This window comes from Paraburkholderia sediminicola (assembly GCF_046026675.1).
Lineage (GTDB): Bacteria > Pseudomonadota > Gammaproteobacteria > Burkholderiales > Burkholderiaceae > Paraburkholderia > Paraburkholderia sediminicola_F.
On sequence record NZ_JAQQEY010000001.1, the window covers coordinates 1,935,629 to 1,952,159 of the forward strand.

The 16,531-nt window shown below is 62.6% G+C and carries 14 protein-coding genes; 13 read left to right on the forward strand and 1 reads right to left on the reverse strand.

The genetic code is table 11. The features are described 5' to 3' along the window. Positions 1 to 206: 206 nt before the first annotated feature. The 10 genes from PQQ86_RS08425 to PQQ86_RS08470 all read left to right on the forward strand — a co-directional run bounded on the left by PQQ86_RS08425 (position 207) and on the right by PQQ86_RS08470 (position 9,698). The gene (locus tag PQQ86_RS08425) at positions 207 to 947 is read left to right on the forward strand and encodes a 3-ketoacyl-ACP reductase (protein ID WP_097392365.1); all 741 of its coding nucleotides are present in this window, start codon (positions 207 to 209) and stop codon (positions 945 to 947) included. A gap of 133 nt (positions 948 to 1,080) precedes the next feature. After that, positions 1,081 to 1,698 carry a polyhydroxyalkanoate synthesis repressor PhaR gene (gene phaR / locus PQQ86_RS08430; protein WP_054039487.1) on the forward strand — a complete coding sequence of 206 codons (618 nt, stop codon included), beginning with the start codon at positions 1,081 to 1,083 and terminating at the stop codon, positions 1,696 to 1,698. 387 nt (positions 1,699 to 2,085) lie between these two features. Further along, entirely contained in the window at positions 2,086 to 3,144 is a 1,059-nt protein-coding gene (locus PQQ86_RS08435) for a tRNA dihydrouridine synthase (protein ID WP_408265738.1), read from the forward strand. A 117-nt stretch (positions 3,145 to 3,261) separates the two neighbouring features. Beyond that, on the forward strand, positions 3,262 to 4,653 hold the full coding sequence (gene rimO / locus PQQ86_RS08440; RefSeq protein WP_408265739.1) for a 30S ribosomal protein S12 methylthiotransferase RimO: 1,392 nt from the start codon (positions 3,262 to 3,264) through the stop codon (positions 4,651 to 4,653). Between the two features lie 3 nt (positions 4,654 to 4,656). Next, a complete protein-coding gene (locus PQQ86_RS08445; protein ID WP_408265740.1) occupies positions 4,657 to 5,622 on the forward strand; it encodes a sugar kinase in 966 nt (321 codons plus the stop codon). 75 nt (positions 5,623 to 5,697) lie between these two features. Next, positions 5,698 to 6,882 carry a beta-ketothiolase BktB gene (bktB, locus tag PQQ86_RS08450; protein ID WP_408265741.1) on the forward strand — a complete coding sequence of 395 codons (1,185 nt, stop codon included), beginning with the start codon at positions 5,698 to 5,700 and terminating at the stop codon, positions 6,880 to 6,882. Positions 6,883 to 7,001: 119 nt separating this feature from the next. Then, entirely contained in the window at positions 7,002 to 7,676 is a 675-nt protein-coding gene (locus PQQ86_RS08455) for a hypothetical protein (RefSeq protein WP_408265742.1), read from the forward strand. A 14-nt stretch (positions 7,677 to 7,690) separates the two neighbouring features. Continuing rightward, on the forward strand, positions 7,691 to 8,875 hold the full coding sequence (locus tag PQQ86_RS08460; protein WP_408265743.1) for a cystathionine beta-lyase: 1,185 nt from the start codon (positions 7,691 to 7,693) through the stop codon (positions 8,873 to 8,875). Between the two features lie 192 nt (positions 8,876 to 9,067). Beyond that, positions 9,068 to 9,517 carry a hypothetical protein gene (locus tag PQQ86_RS08465; RefSeq protein ID WP_408265744.1) on the forward strand — a complete coding sequence of 150 codons (450 nt, stop codon included), beginning with the start codon at positions 9,068 to 9,070 and terminating at the stop codon, positions 9,515 to 9,517. Between the two features lie 49 nt (positions 9,518 to 9,566). Further along, entirely contained in the window at positions 9,567 to 9,698 is a 132-nt protein-coding gene (locus PQQ86_RS08470) for a hypothetical protein (RefSeq protein WP_408265745.1), read from the forward strand. Between the two features lie 50 nt (positions 9,699 to 9,748). On the opposite strand, the gene serB is transcribed toward PQQ86_RS08470, so the two are convergent. Beyond that, entirely contained in the window at positions 9,749 to 10,588 is an 840-nt protein-coding gene (serB, locus tag PQQ86_RS08475; protein WP_408265746.1) for a phosphoserine phosphatase SerB, read from the reverse strand. Between the two features lie 390 nt (positions 10,589 to 10,978). On the opposite strand from serB, the gene PQQ86_RS08480 reads away from it, so the two are divergent. The 3 genes from PQQ86_RS08480 to ligD all read left to right on the forward strand — a co-directional run bounded on the left by PQQ86_RS08480 (position 10,979) and on the right by ligD (position 16,495). Beyond that, positions 10,979 to 12,235, forward strand: coding sequence for a cytochrome P450 (locus PQQ86_RS08480; protein ID WP_408265747.1), 1,257 nt, complete (start codon positions 10,979 to 10,981; stop codon positions 12,233 to 12,235). A gap of 224 nt (positions 12,236 to 12,459) precedes the next feature. Continuing rightward, a complete protein-coding gene (ku, locus tag PQQ86_RS08485) occupies positions 12,460 to 13,452 on the forward strand; it encodes a non-homologous end joining protein Ku (protein ID WP_408265748.1) in 993 nt (330 codons plus the stop codon). Positions 13,453 to 13,507: 55 nt separating this feature from the next. Beyond that, complete coding sequence (gene ligD / locus PQQ86_RS08490) at positions 13,508 to 16,495, forward strand: DNA ligase D (RefSeq protein WP_408265749.1); 2,988 nt, start codon at positions 13,508 to 13,510, stop codon at positions 16,493 to 16,495. Positions 16,496 to 16,531 lie beyond the last annotated feature (36 nt).

A 16,531-nucleotide genomic window follows, 5' to 3' on the forward strand; every position in this document is an offset into this window, starting at 1 on the left:
AGTCCTGGAGCCTCAGGTTGGCTCAGGCAGGCTCAGATAGGTTTTAGCAGGCGGTAAGCAGGATTGCCGCGCGCCACATTGCTGCAGGTAGCGCGCGGTGAGCAATGGCCTCGTCGGCCGGTCGCCCGGCGGCAGTGGAGATGAAGCACAGGCGAGGGAAGAGGCAGCCGGTCGGCGCCTCGAAAACGAAAAACGGAGTGTAGTTTATGACACAGCGAATTGCGTACGTAACGGGCGGGATGGGTGGCATCGGCACAAGCATTTGCCAGCGTCTGCACAAAGAGGGCTTCAAGGTAGTCGCCGGCTGTGGCCCGAACTCGCCGCGCCGCGTGAAGTGGCTCGAAGAGCAGAAGGCACTCGGCTACGATTTCATTGCGTCCGAAGGCAATGTCGGCGATTGGGAATCGACCAAGGTGGCGTTCGACAAGGTCAAGGCCGAAGTCGGTGAGATCGATGTGCTGGTGAACAACGCCGGTATCACGCGCGACGTCGTGTTCCGCAAGATGACGCACGAAGACTGGACGGCGGTGATCGACACCAACCTGACCAGCCTCTTCAACGTCACCAAGCAGGTGATCGACGGGATGGTCGAGCGCGGCTTCGGGCGGGTCATCAACATTTCGTCGGTGAACGGCCAGAAGGGGCAGTTCGGCCAGACCAACTACTCGACCGCGAAGGCCGGTATTCACGGCTTCACGATGTCGCTGGCGCAGGAAGTGGCCACCAAGGGCGTGACGGTCAACACCGTGTCGCCTGGCTACATCGGCACCGATATGGTCAAATCGATCCGCCCGGACGTGCTGGAAAAGATCGTTGCAACGATCCCGGTGCGCCGTCTCGGTCAGCCGCAGGAAATCGGCTCGATCGTGGCATGGCTCGCCTCGGACGAATCGGGTTTCTCCACGGGCGCGGATTTTTCGCTGAACGGTGGTTTGCATATGGGCTGAGTCACCGGTGCGCCGCTCACAAGGCAGCGCGCTTCGGCTCAGATGGTTCCGGCGGCGTCCCGGCTGCACAATTTCCCGATTGTGCGCTGGCATGACGCCGTTTCCGCGCTCAACTCGCGCTCAAAGGCGTTACATGACCACTACTACAAAGAAAACAGCCGAACGATTGATCAAGAAGTATCCGAATCGCCGGCTCTACGATACCGAGACAAGCACGTACATCACGCTGACGGACGTTAAGCAGCTCGTGCTGGATCAGGAGGATTTCAAGGTCATCGATGCGAAGAGCAACGAGGATCTGACGCGCGCCATCCTGTTGCAGATCATTCTCGAAGAAGAGAGCGGCGGCCTGCCGATGTTCTCGTCCTCGATGCTGTCGCAGATCATCCGTTTCTACGGCCATGCGATGCAAGGCATGATGGGCACGTATCTGGAGAAGAACATCCAGGCCTTCATCGACATTCAGGCGAAGCTCGCCGACCAGTCGAAGAACCTGTACGAAGGCAAGGCGATGAACCCCGAAGTCTGGTCGCAATTCATGAACATGCAGGCGCCCATGATGCAAGGCATGATGACCAGCTACATCGAACAGTCGAAGAACATGTTCGTGCAGATGCAGGAGCAGATGCAGAACCAGGCGAAATCGATGTTCGCCACCTTCCCGTTCACGCCAGGTGGTCCGGTGAATGCAGCAGGAGGACCGGCCACGCCGGCTACTCCGCAAACCAATCCGGAGCCGGAGAAGAAGTAACCGTGCGGCGCTGACGGGGCGAGCGCGTTTTTACGCGTCGGGCCCCGTGGCTAAACGGCGCAGAAGTGGTGTGCGCGTCGCGCGATGAGGCGGCGGGTGGACCACGGCCGCCTGCGCGCCGGGCGCAAGCGGGCGGGCGGGGTACAATCACGGGTTGCTGGCGCTGCTGCGGGGCGTGGTCCTCGTGATCCTTTGATTTTTGGTCCCGTTACCCCTCAGGCCGCGTCGCAGCGTTCCATTTGTCGCCGTCGCCACCGCTGTATCCCAGCCCCACCTATGTTGCAGACCCGTCTCCCTACCGCCCCCACGCTTTCGATTCCGAAGGCCGGATTTGTCAGCTTTGGCTGACCGTAAGATTTGCAGAAGCAGCTTGGGCGCCATTCCGACATGAGCCAGTTGTTTCTTGCGCCCATGGAAGGGCTTGCGGACTATGTGTTGCGCGACGTGCTGACCAGCACGGGCGGATTCGACGGGTGCGTGTCCGAATTCGTCCGGGTGACGGGCTCGCTGCTTCCCGAACGTGTCTACGAGAGGGACACACCCGAAGTCCTTCACGGAGGCCGTACACCCGGCGGCACGCCGATGGTGATCCAACTTCTTGGCAGCGATCCTGAATGGATGGCGCTGAATGCGGCCCAGGCGGCCAGTTTGTCGCCGCATGGACTCGATCTGAACTTCGGCTGTCCCGCCAAAGTCGTCAACCGGCACGGTGGCGGCGCGATGCTGCTCGCGCACCCTGAACAGCTGAACCGGATTGTTTCTTCCGTCCGGGCCGCGGTGCCCGCCGGCATCGCCGTGACGGCAAAAATGCGGCTCGGCGTGTCCGATACGTCGCTTGCGATCGACTGCGCCGCGGCACTGGCGGCGGGCGGTGCGGCCTCGCTCGTCGTGCATGCCAGAACGCGCGACCATGGCTACCGGCCGCCGGCCCACTGGGAGTGGATCGCGCGTATCGACAACGCCGTAGACGTGCCGGTCACAGCCAACGGAGAAGTCTGGACGGTGGCCGACTGGGAACGTTGCCGGGCGGTCAGCGGTTGCGCGGACGTGATGATCGGGCGGGGCGCCGTATCGGATCCTTTCCTGGCCTTGCGCATACGCGGCCTGATGGAACGGACGCCTTCCGGCGAGGAATGGCCGGCCGTACTGGGTTTGCTTGCCGACTACCTGAGAAAATTGCAAGCCCGCGTCGCGGCTCGCCATGAGCACGGGCGCGTCAAAATGTGGCTCAGCTATCTGAAGCGGACGTGGCCGCAGGCGGCCGAGCTGCATGTAACCATCCGGCGCCTGCATGATTCGCGCGACATTCTTGACGTGATTGAGCGCGCTCAGGCACTCGATGGCGTGATACCGATGCCGGCGCATCAATACGCGCCGCTCGGCCTGGCCGATCCGGCAACGCCCCGCTACCTGGCCGACTGCGCAGTCGCCGGCGCGGTACAATAAAGGGTTGCGTGCGCGGAACGTTGTCCGGGCTGTGGTCTGTCTGACCATCGAACCCTCGGCCTTGCCGCACCGTCCCCATTTGTCGCCATCGTCACCGCTATACGCCGGACCCATCCTATGTCGCAGACCATTTCCCCCGCCGTGCCGACCCCTTCTACTCCGAAGGTCGGTTTCGTCAGCCTCGGCTGCCCCAAAGCGCTTGTCGATTCCGAGCAGATCATCACGCAACTGCGCGCGGAGGGCTACGAGATCTCCGGCACGTACGACGGCGCGGACCTCGTTGTCGTCAACACGTGCGGCTTCATCGACGAAGCGGTGCAGGAAAGCCTCGACGCGATCGGCGAAGCGCTCAGCGAAAACGGCAAGGTGATCGTCACGGGCTGCCTCGGTGCCAAGCAGAGTGCGAGCGGTTCAAATCTGATCGAAGAAGTGCATCCGAAGGTGCTGGCCGTGACCGGTCCGCACGCGTTGGGCGAAGTGATGCAGGCGGTGCACAATCATCTGCCGAAGCCGCACGATCCGTTCATCGATCTGGTGCCGGCCGCCGGCGTGAAGCTCACGCCGCGTCACTACGCTTACCTCAAGATTTCCGAAGGCTGCAACCACCGTTGCACGTTCTGCATCATCCCGTCGATGCGCGGCGACCTCGTGTCGCGCCCCGTCGCCGACGTGATGCTCGAGGCGGAGAACCTCTTCAAGTCCGGCGTGAAGGAACTGCTCGTGATTTCGCAGGACACGAGCGCATACGGCGTTGACGTCAAATACCGCACCGGTTTCTGGAACGGCAAGCCGATCAAGACGCGCATGACCGATCTGGTTGGCGCGCTCGGCGAACTCGCGGCGCAATACGGCGCCTGGGTACGTTTGCATTACGTGTATCCGTATCCGAGCGTCGACGAAGTCATTCCGATGATGGCGGAAGGTCCGTTCAAGGGCCACGTGCTGCCGTATCTGGATGTGCCGTTCCAGCACGCGCATCCGGAAGTGTTGAAGCGCATGAAGCGTCCGGCCAACGCCGAGAAAGTGATGGAGCGCGTGAAGGCATGGCGTGAAATGTGCCCCGATCTGACGATCCGCAGCACGTTCATCGCCGGTTTCCCGGGCGAGACTGAAGAGCAATTCCAGACGCTGCTCGATTTCATTCGTGAAGCGGAACTGGATCGGGTCGGCTGCTTCGCTTATTCGCCGGTTGAAGGCGCAAGCGCCAACGAACTCGACGGTGCGTTACCCGACGAAGTGCGTGAAGAACGCCGCGCGCGTTTCATGGAAGTGGCCGAAGAAGTGTCGGCCAAACGGATTGCGAAGAAGGTCGGCAAAACGCTGAAGGTCCTGGTCGACGAGATCAATGCGGACGGCGGCATCGGTCGCACAGCGGCGGATGCGCCCGAGATTGACGGCGTCGTGTATATCGCACCGGCCACCAAGGCGTCCAGGCGTTATAAGGTCGGCGATTTTGTCTCGGTGAAGATCACCGGCGCCGACGGTCACGATCTGTGGGGCGAGGTCTAAGCGATGACAGTGAGCACGGCCGGCACGCCGGCAATTCGGCGCCCGGAGACCCGGCCTCCGGAGATCCTCGCGCTCGGCGAGGCGATGATCGAGTTCAACCAGTCGGCTAAAGATCAGCCGAACTATCTGCAGGGTTTTGGCGGCGATACGTCGAACTTCTGCATCGCGGCAGCACGGCAGGGCGCGAAGACGGGTTTCGTGTCGGCTGTGGGCAGCGACCATTTCGGGCGTCTGCTGATCGATCTGTGGGAACGCGAACAGGTTGAAACGTCGCTCGTGCGCGTCGATCCGCACGCGCCCACCGGCGTCTATTTCGTCTCGCACGGTCCCGCAGGCCACGCGTTCGACTATCTGCGTGCGGGGTCGGCCGCGAGCCGCTATGCGCCGCACGATTTGCCGCTCGATGCGATCGCCGCGGCCAAAGTCATCCACCTGTCCGGCATCAGTCTCGCGATCAGCCTGAACGCCTGCGACGCCGCGTTGGCGGCGATCGAGCATGCGCGCGCGAACGGTGTGCGCGTGAGCTTCGACACCAATCTGCGTCTGAAGCTGTGGCCGCTCGCAAGAGCGCGCGCGGTGATGCTCGAAGCCATTCGTCACACCGACATTTGCCTGCCGAGCTGGGACGACGTCACCGAACTGACCGGCTTGACCGGCCGGGACGAGATCGTCGACTTTCTGCTGTCGCGCGGTCCGCGTGTTGTGGCGCTCAAGCTCGGTAAGGAAGGTTCGTATATCGCCACGCCCGACGAGCGGCGCGTCGTGCCGGGCCACGTCGTCAACGCGGTCGATGCAACCGGCGCCGGGGACTGCTTCGGCGGTGCGTTCATTGCGCGTATCGTCGCGGGTGACGATCCTTTTCAAGCGGCGCGTTATGCGAACGTCGCCGCGGCACTGTCCACGCAAGGTTACGGCGCGGTCGCGCCGATCCCTTCGCGGGCGACGGTCAAACACATCCTGGCTGGCTGACAGTAACGCGCTGCGAGGCGCGCCCCACAGCCTGCCGGGACATGATCATCTTGAGACACTAAACAGGAGCGAGCGATGCAACGGGACGTAGTGGTGGTAAGCGGTGTGCGTACGGCGATCGGCGGTTTTGGCGGCAGTCTGAAGGATTTTCCGCCGACCGATCTGGGCGCACGCGTCGTGCGTGAAGCGCTGGCGCGCGCGAACGTGTCGGGCGACGAAGTCGGCCACGTGGTGTTCGGCAACGTCGTGCATACCGAACCGAAAGACATGTATCTGGCCCGCGTGGCCGCGATCAACGGCGGCGTCGCGCAACATGCGCCCGCGTTGACCGTCAATCGCCTGTGCGGCTCGGGCTTGCAGGCCATCGTCTCGGCCGCGCAAAGCGTGCTGCTCGGCGACGCCGACATCGCGATCGGCGGCGGCGCGGAAAACATGAGCCGCGCGCCATATTCCATGCCGGCTGCACGCTTCGGTCAGCGCATGGGCGATGCGCACCTCGTCGACATGATGGTCGGCGCGCTGAACGACCCGTTCCAGTCCATCCATATGGGCGTGACCGCTGAGAACGTCGCCCGCAAGTACGACATCTCGCGCGAAACGCAGGATGCGCTCGCGCTCGAATCGCATCGCCGCGCGGCTAACGCGATTACGAGCGGCTACTTCAAGGACCAGATCCTGCCGATCACGATCCCGTCGAAGAAGGGCGACGTCGTGTTCGATACGGATGAACACACGCGTATGAACGCGACGGCCGAAGACTTCTCCAAGTTGAAGCCGGTGTTCGCGAAGGAAAACGGCACCGTAACGGCTGGCAACGCTTCGGGTATCAACGACGCCGCCGCGGCGGTCGTGCTGATGGAGCGCAGCGTCGCCGAAAAGCGCGGGATCAAGCCGCTGGCACGGCTGGTTTCGTACGCGCATGCGGGCGTCGATCCGGCCTACATGGGTATCGGCCCGGTGCCGGCAACCCGCAAGGCGCTCGAACGCGCCGGTCTGACGGTCGCCGATCTCGACGTGATCGAAGCGAACGAAGCGTTTGCCGCTCAGGCCTGCGCGGTCAGCAAGGAACTCGGTCTTGACCCGGCCAAGGTCAATCCGAACGGCTCGGGCATTTCGCTCGGCCACCCGATCGGCGCAACCGGCGCTCTGATCACGGTCAAGGCGTTGTATGAGTTGCAGCGGATTGGAGGCCGCTACGCGCTGGTGACGATGTGTATCGGCGGCGGGCAGGGCATCGCGGCGATCTTCGAACGGATCTGAAGCTGAGGCGGGACAATGTGACGCCACGCGAGGCGTCGATTGTCTCCGCCGAACGAAGCCCGGTAGCAAGCGCGTAGCAAATCAGCACCGAGCGGTATCAGGCAACAAGGAAAGAAAGGATGCAGGAATCGAAAGCGATGAAGGGTGCGATGCGCCGGCGCGGTTGGGCAGTCCTCCAGGGGAACCTCCTTCGGGGCGTAGTGAGCACGGCCGCATTGCTGTGTGTCGGCGCCGGGGCTGTGCTGCCCGCGCAGGCATGGGCGGAAAGCGACGCGGTGAAGGAACTGGCGGCGCCCCCGCCGATTCAGTTGCCGCTCAAGCCGAGTCCCGAATTCGCAAAGTTTCCGCGCTACGCCGGCATGCTTGGCTCGCGTCAGATCGTGCTGCGTCTCGGCGCGAAAACCGATGATTCGGCCGGCGTGCACGGCGAGTATCAGTACACCGACACCGGCGAGGTGATCCTGATCGCGGGTGATCGCGACGGCGATACGCTCGAAGTCGAAGAATCGAACGACGGCACGCATATCACGGGCAACTGGGTGGGCAAGTTTGCCGCCGACGGTTCGGTGGCGGGCGACCGGATGAACGTCGACGATTCCGACCCGCAGCCCTTCGATCTGAAACCGCTGGCAGCGGGGCAGGCTGTGCCGGCTGCATCGGCTAGTGCCGGTGCGGCCGCTAACAAGGCTGCTGTCGCGCCGCAGTCGTCCGCCGGCAGCGCAGCAGCGCCCGCCTCAGCGACAGGCGGTGGTCGCGCCGTTGGCGGGGTGAGCAACCTGCAAACCGGCGAATAAAGTCTACCTACACCATGACCCAATCCAAACTCAAACGCGGCCTGCAAACCCGTGTCGTGCGTGCCGAGGACCAGCTCACGCCGGGCTTTGAATCCTTTTCGATGCCGGTGACGCGCGCCTCGACTGTCGTGTTCCCCGATCTCGCGACGATGCGCGCGCTCGACTGGAAAAACGACGCGCAATGGCGCTATGGCCTGCACGCCACGCCAACTTCGCTCGCGCTGGCGCAGCGGCTTGCCACCATTGAAGGCGGTAATCACGCGTTGCTGCAGCCGTCGGGCTTGTCGTCGATTTCGAACGTGTACTTCGGCCTCATGAAGACCGGCGACGACGTGCTGATTCCCGATAACGTCTACTCGCCGAACCGCGATCACGGCGACTGGCTGGCGCGCGATTTCGGCATCACCGCGCGCTACTACGATCCGATGATCGGCGCGGGCATTGCGGATTTGATCCAGCCGAATACGCGTTTGATCTGGTTGGAGGCCCCCGGTTCGGTCACGATGGAAGTGCCCGACGTGCCCGCCATCACCGCGGTGGCGCGTGCGCGCAACGTCGTCACGGCGATCGACAATACCTGGTCCGCGGGGCTTGGTTTCCGGCCGTTCGACCACGGCGTCGATATCTCAGTGCAGGCGTTGACCAAGTACCAGTCGGGCGGCGGCGACGTGCTGATGGGCGCGACGATTACTGTTGATCGCGAGTTGCATCTGAAGCTGAAGGCCGCGCGCATGCGCACGGGTATCGGTGTGTCGGTGGATGATTGCTCGCTGATTCTGCGCAGTCTGCCGAGCATGCGCTTGCGTTTCGAACAGCATGACCGTGCAGCGCTCGGCCTCGCCAACTGGCTGAAGACGCGTCCGGAAATTGCCGCGGTCCTGCACCCGGCGTTGTCCGATTGTCCGGGGCATGAGTTTTTCAAGCGCGACTTTACGGGGGCGGGTGGATTGTTCTCGGTGGTGTTCGACGCACGCTACAGTGCGGCGCAAATCGACACTTTCTGCGAGTCGCTCGAGCTGTTTTCGCTTGGCTGGAGCTGGGGTGGCGCGCACAGTCTCGCAATGCCGTACGACGTCGCCTCGATGCGCACGGAAGGTCAATGGCCGTATCGCGGTACGCTGGTACGGTTCTATATCGGGCTGGAGGAAGAGGCCGATTTGCGCGCTGATATCGAACAGTGTCTGGTGGCGCTGGGTTAAGCGCCTGAGCGCTGATTGCTGATTGCCGATTGCTGAAGGTTGAGAAAGCCCATTGTGACGCGTTCACGATGGGCTTTTTGTTTTGTCAAGATGGCCAGTAAGCCTAACCATTCGGCCGAATGGTCGACGCCGGATCTCGACGCTACGATGGTGCGCACTTTACTAACGGTTGCCGCACCATGGTGAGTTCCGATGAATCTATTTTTCTGGATGTTGCTGAATCTTGGCGTGCCGATTGTCGGCCCGATCTTTACGCTAGCGCTCGTCGCACCCACGCACGGTTGGCGCGTCGCGAAGGCGTTGATCGCCGCATCAGTGAAAGACGGCCAACTGTTCTGGTGTGCGATTGGGCTGTGCGCGGCCGCGGTTTATGAGGCGGTGACCGCGCTGGAGCGGGGAAGTGGCGTGGTGCCGATCCTGGCGTTCGCTATTGCCGGGCTCTGCATCGTGGCGTTTTCCTGTTCCACTATCGTCATGTCGGCGCTGGTCAACGCACATCATGACCGGGCAGGCACACACGCTCACAATCGGCGAGCACCGGACGTTGCCGGTTTGTTATCGCCCGTAGCAATTGGCGCCTCCAATTTTGCAACGACCGTCGCCGCAGTTCTGTTTGTAATCCTACACGTTCGCCTGATTTAGTTTTTTTAGATAACGCAGCAATTATACTAATCAGCTTAAGGAGGCACTCATGCACAAACTATTCACGTTTCTGGAATCCGACGAAAATTTCGCCCGTGTTGTGAGGTGGGCTAACTTTGTGAACGGCACCGTTGCGGTCAGCGTGTTGGGCGTGTTTCTGATCAGCTATCTCAACAGATAATGCTCGTATTAGCGCTGGCCACCATTGCACCGGCCAGCGCAAACCAGGCTTCAGAGCAAGCGCAATAAGCCATCCAGCCCAACGTGGTTGAACGCCACACTGGCTGCTTCGCGCACCACCGGCTTCGCACGGAACGCTACAGAAAGTCCCGCAGCCGCCATCATTTTCAGATCGTTCGAACCATCGCCCATCGCAATCGCGCGCGTCGGCTCGATGCCCAGTTGGGCGCATGTCTCGCGCAATGTGCGTGCCTTCACGTCGGCGTTGACGATCTCGCCGATTACGTTGCCGGTCAACTTTCCATCCACGATTTCGAGCGTGTTCGCGAGCGTGAAATCGAGGCCGAGCCGGGCTTTCAGTTTTTCGGTGAAGAACGTGAATCCGCCGGATACCAGCAGCGTTTTCAATCCCGCCGCTTTCGCGCCGGCCAGCATTCGTTCGGCGCCCGGCGAGAGTTGCAGCCGCTCTTCATAAACGCGTTCGAGCGCGCCGGCGTCGAGCCCTTTGAGCAGTGCCACGCGGCGCGTCAGGCTCTCGTTGAAGTCCTTGATTTCGCCGCGCATCGACGCTTCGGTAATCGCGGCGACTTCTGCTTTCAATCCGCAGAAGTCGGCGATTTCGTCGATGCATTCGATCGTGATCAGCGTCGAATCCATGTCCATCGCGACGAGGCCGAAGTCACGCAACTGGCGGCCGGGTTCGACAAACGCGTAGTCCAGTTGATGCGTGCTGCAATAGACCTCGAGGTCGGCGCGCTGCGCAACGTTCGCGTCGGCGATACGAATCGCGTTCGCGTCGATAACATCGGCGCGTGAGCCGCGCGCGAGCGCGACGAGCGTTTTGTGGTGGTCGACGGAAAGAGGCGCGGTGCTTTGGATGACGAGGTTCATGGACGACGTTTTGACGCGGAAAAGGGCGGGCGCGCGAGGCGCGTGGAAAATTCGGTCATTGTAACGGTTCGGCGGCATGCGGCCCCGCAGGGGCAGTGGACAACGGGCAACAGGTAACCGGATGGCAGTCAAGCGGGTGGGCGGCAGTCGGACAGTAGGCAAATAAACGATCCGCCAGGAAATCCGTTACGTAGCCGATCGCGAATCGTCTGGGCGGGACATCGTGCAATCATCAGGCGCCCGCATCATACTGGCGCTTCGAACGACGCCCCGCAGCCTATCGAACCCGCCAAGCCCGTCGCGCCTGGAAGGCGGGCAGCACATCGCACGTGACACGCATCGGCAAGGTATCGGCACCCATGACGAGGCGCACCACTACGGAGACAAACAATGACCCCCGCGACAGCCAGCGACGCGTCCACCCTTGCACGCGATTTCGATCTGCGCCAACTGAGCCCAGCGTTCTACGCCGACCCGTATCCGGTCTACCACGCGCTGCGCGCCCATGAACCGGTCAAGCGCATGCCCGACGGCTCGCTGTTTCTGACGCGTTTTCGCGACGTGCAGGCGGTTTACCGCGACCCGAAAACTTTCAGTTCCGACAAAACCGTCGAATTCAAACCGAAGTACGGCGACTCGCCGCTCTACAGGCACCACACCACCAGTCTCGTCTTCAACGATCCGCCGCGTCACACGCGGGTGCGCAAACTGATCGCCGGCGCGCTGACGGCGCGCGCGATCGCGGCCATGGAGCCGGGGCTGATCCGCCTCGTCGATGGTTTGCTCGACGCTGCCGCTGCGCGTGGCCGGATGGATCTGATTGGCGAGTTCGCGTCGGCGATTCCGGTTGAGATCATCGGCAATCTGCTGGATGTGCCGCACGCTGAGCGCGAGCCGTTGCGCGACTGGTCGCTGGCGATACTTGGCGCGCTGGAGCCGTCGCTGAACGAGGTGCAGCTCGAACGGGGCAACCGGGCGGTCAGCGAGTTTGTCGACTATTTGCGCGATCTGGTGGCACGGCGCCGGCGCGAACCCGGCGATCCGCAGCATGACGTGCTGACGCGTTTGATCCAGGGCGAACAAGGAGCACCGGGCGGTGAGCAGTTGTCGGAAGCGGAGCTGCTGCAAAACTGCATCTTCATCCTGAACGCCGGTCATGAGACCACCACGAATCTGATTGGCAACGGTCTCGTTACGCTCACCAACTGGCCGGAACAGCGCGCGGCGTTGCTGCGCGAACCGTCGCTGGTCGAGTCGGCGGTTGAAGAGTGTTTGCGGTTCGAGAGTTCGAATCAGCTGGGCAACCGGATGGCCACTGTCGACACGGAGATCGGCGGCGTCGCGGTGGCACGCGGTACGCCCGTCACGCTGTGCATCGGCGCGGCCAATCGCGACCCAGAGCAGTTCGCGGAACCGGACCGCTTCGACATCCGCCGCGATCCGAACCGGCATCTGGCGTTCGGCTTCGGCATTCACCAGTGCGCGGGGTTGTCGCTCGCGCGACTCGAGGCGCGTATCGCCATCGGACGTTTCGTACAGCGTTTTCCGGCGTATCGGCTCAACGGCGAGCCAACGCGCGGCGGACGCGTGCGGTTTCGCGGCTTCGCCGCGGTGCCGATCGAACTCGAACCGGCGAGCGGCGGTTGAAGATCGGCGCTCGCCGAGCACCCTTGGACGAGCGCACAAGCGCCGTATCTTTTGCCGACGTGGCGCAAGACTTACAGCCGATGCCCGTGGCAGGCGGCACGGCGCCGCGGCGGCAATAGCATTCAGAACCGTGGCAGCCACCGCCGTGCCGAGCGAGGGATAGCGGGCGAAACCGTGGCACGCTTGCTGCTTCACCGAAAGTCTCAGGCCTTGGGGAGCGCACGATGGCACACATGATCTGGAAGGGCGCAATCAGCTTCGGCCTCGTCCACGTTCCGGTGCAGTTGTATCCGGCGACGCAGTCAGAGAAAGTCGGCTTCAATCTGCTGGACAAGCGCACGATTGATCCGATCGGCTACAAGCAGATCAATAAGCGTACCGGCAAGGAGGTCGCGCGCGAGAACATCGTGCGCGGCTTCGAGTACGAGAAGGACAAGTACGTCGTCCTCTCCGACGATGAGATTCGCGCGGCCAATCCCGAGTCGACGCAGACGGTCGATATCCTTGCCTTCATCGACGCACCTGACATCTCGTTTCTCTATCTCGACACGCCGTACTTTCTGACGCCTGACCGCAAAGGCGAAAAGGTGTACGCGCTGCTGCGCGAAGCGATGAAGGCGTCGGGCAAGATCGGCGTGGCGAGTGTCGTATTGCACAACAAGCAGCATCTCGCGGCATTGATTCCAGTCGGGCCGATGCTGGCGTTGAATACCCTGCGCTGGGCCGCCGAGGTGCGCGATTTCGACGAATTCAAACTGCCGCCGGAAGGGATGAAGGCCGCCGGCGTGACCGCGCGCGAACTCGACATGGCGAAAAAGCTGATCAACGACATGAGCGACAAGTGGGATGCATCGCAGTATCACGACACGTTCCACGACGACATCATGGCACTGGTCGATCGAAAGATTCGCGCGGGCAAGACCGAGGAAATCACCGAGATCGAAGCACCGCGTGAATCGCGTCAATCCGCCGACATACTCGATTTGTCCGACCTGCTCAAGCGCAGCCTCGGTCGTGGCAAAGGCAAGCCGGCGACGGGTGCGCGCAAGCATGCCACGGACGATGATGAGGAGGGCGAAGATGCCGAAGCAGCCACGCCAGCCCGCAAGAAGCCGCGTGCGGGGCGCTCGGCGGGCACGAGCCGCAGCGGTGGCAAGAGCGAAGGCGTCAGCGCCAAGTCAGCCCCGGCAGCACGCAAGCGGCGTGCTGCCGCCTGAGCGCCCGCTTGATCGATAACACCGCGCCAGCTCGGTCCACGACGAGTTCATCTCCATGAACGACAGGCTCGATCTCTACAGCCGCAAGCGCCGCTTCGACGAAACGCCGGAGCCGTCGGGCACAGCTGCGCGGAAGAAACCCGGCCGCAAGAGCGCGGCGCGCGTATCGAATGAGGCGCTGTCGTACGTGATTCAGGAGCACGACGCGCGGCGCTTGCATTACGACTTCCGCCTCGAACTGAACGGCACGTTATTGTCGTGGGCGGTGCCCAAGGGGCCGAGCCTCGACCCGTCGGTGAAACGGCTCGCAGTGCATGTCGAAGATCACCCTGTCGAATATGGTTCTTTCGAAGGTGAGATCCCGCCTGGTAACTACGGCGCGGGAACCGTGATCGTGTGGGATCGCGGGACGTGGGAGCCGGTCGGCGGCGCGGCGGAGGCGGCCAGATCGTATAAGGCGGGCAAGCTCAAATTCCGGCTTTTCGGCGAAAAGCTGCTCGGTGGCTGGACGCTGGTGCGCAGTCATATGCGCGGCAGTGGCGACAAGGAGCAGTGGCTGCTGATCAAGGAGCGCGACGATGAAGCCCGCGATCAGAACGACTACGACGTCCTGAAGAAGCGCCCGGGCAGTGTACTGGGCGGCAGTGCGTCGGCGGGCAAGCGCGCAAAGGCCACGAGGACTGCGACTAGAACGGCCGCGAGCGAGTCCACACGCCAGAGCGCAAGCAGGACCGGAGCGAAGACTGCAATCAAGGCCGCGAGGACTGCAAACGCCGCCAAGGCCAAAGAGACAGCATCGAGCTCGGACACCACCGGTAGGAACGGTGCGAAAGCCGGCTCTTCAAGCCGTGCCGATCCGAAAAAAACCGACATCGTGTCGACCCGCAGCGGGCAGTCGCTGCGCGAGCTTGCCGCGTCGCCCTCGATCGAAGGCGCGGTCAAGGCCGCGTTGCCCGCCGCCTTCAAGCCGCAACTGGCGACGCTCGTCGACGCCGCGCCACCCGGCGATGAATGGGCATACGAAATCAAGTTTGACGGCTATCGCGTGCTGGTCCGCATCGATCGAAACGCAAAGAGCCGCGCGGTCAAGGTGTTCACGCGTGCAGGCAACGATTGGACCGCGAAGTTCGGCAAGCAGGTGGAGGCGTTCGAACAACTCGACATCGAAAGCGCGTGGCTCGACGGCGAAGCGGTGGTGCTCGATGAAAACGGCGTACCGGGTTTCCAGGCGCTGCAAAACGCGTTCGATGCGGACCGCCCGCAGGACATCGTCATCTATCTGTTCGATGTGCCGTTCCTGAACGGCTACGACTTGCGGGACGTGCCACTCGAACAACGCCGCGCGATTCTGCGCGCGTTATTGGAAGGCCTGGATGGGCGCGACGACAGCGTACTGCGCTTCTCGAACGACTTCGCGTTTAGCGCCGACGATCTGCTGAAGAGCGCGTGCGATATGGCGCTCGAAGGCATCATCGGCAAACGGCGCGATAGCGGCTACACCTCGGGGCGTTCGTCCGCATGGATCAAATTGAAATGCCGACGCCGCCAGGAGTTTGTGGTCGGCGGCTATTCGGAGCCGTCGGGCAGCCGTGCGGCGTTCGGTGCGTTGTTGCTCGGCGTCTACGACGGCAAAGGCAAACTGCAATACGCCGGACGTGTCGGCACGGGTTTTGACGCTGCGTTGCTGCGCTCGGTCAAGAAGGCACTCGACGCGCACGCAACCAGCCGCATGCCGTTCGCCAGCACGCCGCGCGAGCGCAGCCGCACGCCGGTGCATTGGGTCGAACCGGTGCTTGTCTGCGAATGCAATTTCGCTGAATGGACGAGCGAGGGCATCGTGCGGCAGGCGTCGTTCGTGAGTCTGCGCAATGACAAACCGGCGCGGCAGATCGTCAGGGAAGCACCCCGTAAAGGAGCCGACGTGCAGGAGCAAACCGATACCGCATCCGACACCGTGGCGAAGAAGCGCACGACGAAAACGAGCGCTACGAGTGCCGCACTCAAGCTCGCTAAAAAGGGCGCGGCGAAGACGTCTGCGACCAAAGCCACCGCAGCAAAGACGCCGGCCAAAAACACGCCAGCAGCGAAAGCAACAACAACCAGAACGCCAGCCACAAAAACCACGGCGGCGAAATCAAAAACCGGTGCAACACCAGCCGAAGTCGCCGGCGTCCGTGTATCTCATCCCGACCGCATCATCGACAAAAGCACCGGCACCCGCAAAATCGATCTCGTGCGGTACTACGAATCAGTGGCCGACTGGATACTGCCGCATCTGCAGGACCGGCCGGTGTCGCTGGTGCGTGCGCCCGAGGACATCGGCGGCGAGCTGTTTTTCCAGAAGCATAGCCAGAAGCTGTCGATCCCCAACGTCACGCAGCATCCGGGACTCGACCCTGGTCATCCACCGCTGATTACCGTCGATACCCTCAAGGCGCTGGTCGGCGCCGCGCAGATGGGCACGATCGAATTTCACACGTGGAATGCGGTGGTGTCGAACATCGAAAAACCCGATCGCATGGTGTTCGATCTCGACCCCGATGCATCGCTCGGTTGGGAGCGGATGATCGAGGCCGCGCAACTGACGCGCTCGCTACTCGAAGAACTCGGCCTGACCTCGTTCTGCAAGACGAGCGGCGGCAAGGGGTTCCATGTCGTGGTGCCGCTCGCGAAGCATGCCGGCTGGGACGAAGTGAGGGCGTTTTCGCAAGCCGTCGCGCAGCATATGGCGACGACGTTGCCCAAGTACTTCAGCGCGAAGATGGGCGTCCAGAATCGCAAGCAGAAGATCTTCGTCGATTACCTGCGCAACAACCGCGGCTCGAGTACGGTGGCGGCGTTTTCGGCACGTGCCCGGCCGGGACTGGGTGTTTCAGTGCCACTCTCGTGGGACGAAGTCGCTGCCACGACGAGCGGCGATCAATGGACCATCGAAAACGTGCACGAGCGTCTCGAAGACCTTAAGCGCGACCCGTGGGCGGACTACGCGAAGACGCGTCAACGCATCACTGCAGCCATGAGAAAACGTCTGGATGAAGCGTAGTGACCGCGATTCAGCCGGTCTGATTCAACCTGAAAA

Excerpts from the sequence above, each read along its gene's own strand:
- PQQ86_RS08425 (WP_097392365.1), top strand. The coding sequence starts at position 207 with ATGACACAGCGAATTGCGTACGTAACGGGCGGGATGGGTGGCATCGGC.
- phaR (WP_054039487.1), top strand. The coding sequence starts at position 1,081 with ATGACCACTACTACAAAGAAAACAGCCGAACGATTGATCAAGAAGTAT.
- PQQ86_RS08435 (WP_408265738.1), top strand. The coding sequence starts at position 2,086 with ATGAGCCAGTTGTTTCTTGCGCCCATGGAAGGGCTTGCGGACTATGTG.
- rimO (WP_408265739.1), top strand. The coding sequence starts at position 3,262 with ATGTCGCAGACCATTTCCCCCGCCGTGCCGACCCCTTCTACTCCGAAG.
- PQQ86_RS08445 (WP_408265740.1), top strand. The coding sequence starts at position 4,657 with ATGACAGTGAGCACGGCCGGCACGCCGGCAATTCGGCGCCCGGAGACC.
- bktB (WP_408265741.1), top strand. The coding sequence starts at position 5,698 with ATGCAACGGGACGTAGTGGTGGTAAGCGGTGTGCGTACGGCGATCGGC.
- PQQ86_RS08455 (WP_408265742.1), top strand. The coding sequence starts at position 7,002 with ATGCAGGAATCGAAAGCGATGAAGGGTGCGATGCGCCGGCGCGGTTGG.
- PQQ86_RS08460 (WP_408265743.1), top strand. The coding sequence starts at position 7,691 with ATGACCCAATCCAAACTCAAACGCGGCCTGCAAACCCGTGTCGTGCGT.
- PQQ86_RS08465 (WP_408265744.1), top strand. The coding sequence starts at position 9,068 with ATGAATCTATTTTTCTGGATGTTGCTGAATCTTGGCGTGCCGATTGTC.
- PQQ86_RS08470 (WP_408265745.1), top strand. The coding sequence starts at position 9,567 with ATGCACAAACTATTCACGTTTCTGGAATCCGACGAAAATTTCGCCCGT.
- serB (WP_408265746.1), bottom strand. The coding sequence starts at position 10,588 with ATGAACCTCGTCATCCAAAGCACCGCGCCTCTTTCCGTCGACCACCAC.
- PQQ86_RS08480 (WP_408265747.1), top strand. The coding sequence starts at position 10,979 with ATGACCCCCGCGACAGCCAGCGACGCGTCCACCCTTGCACGCGATTTC.
- ku (WP_408265748.1), top strand. The coding sequence starts at position 12,460 with ATGGCACACATGATCTGGAAGGGCGCAATCAGCTTCGGCCTCGTCCAC.
- ligD (WP_408265749.1), top strand. The coding sequence starts at position 13,508 with ATGAACGACAGGCTCGATCTCTACAGCCGCAAGCGCCGCTTCGACGAA.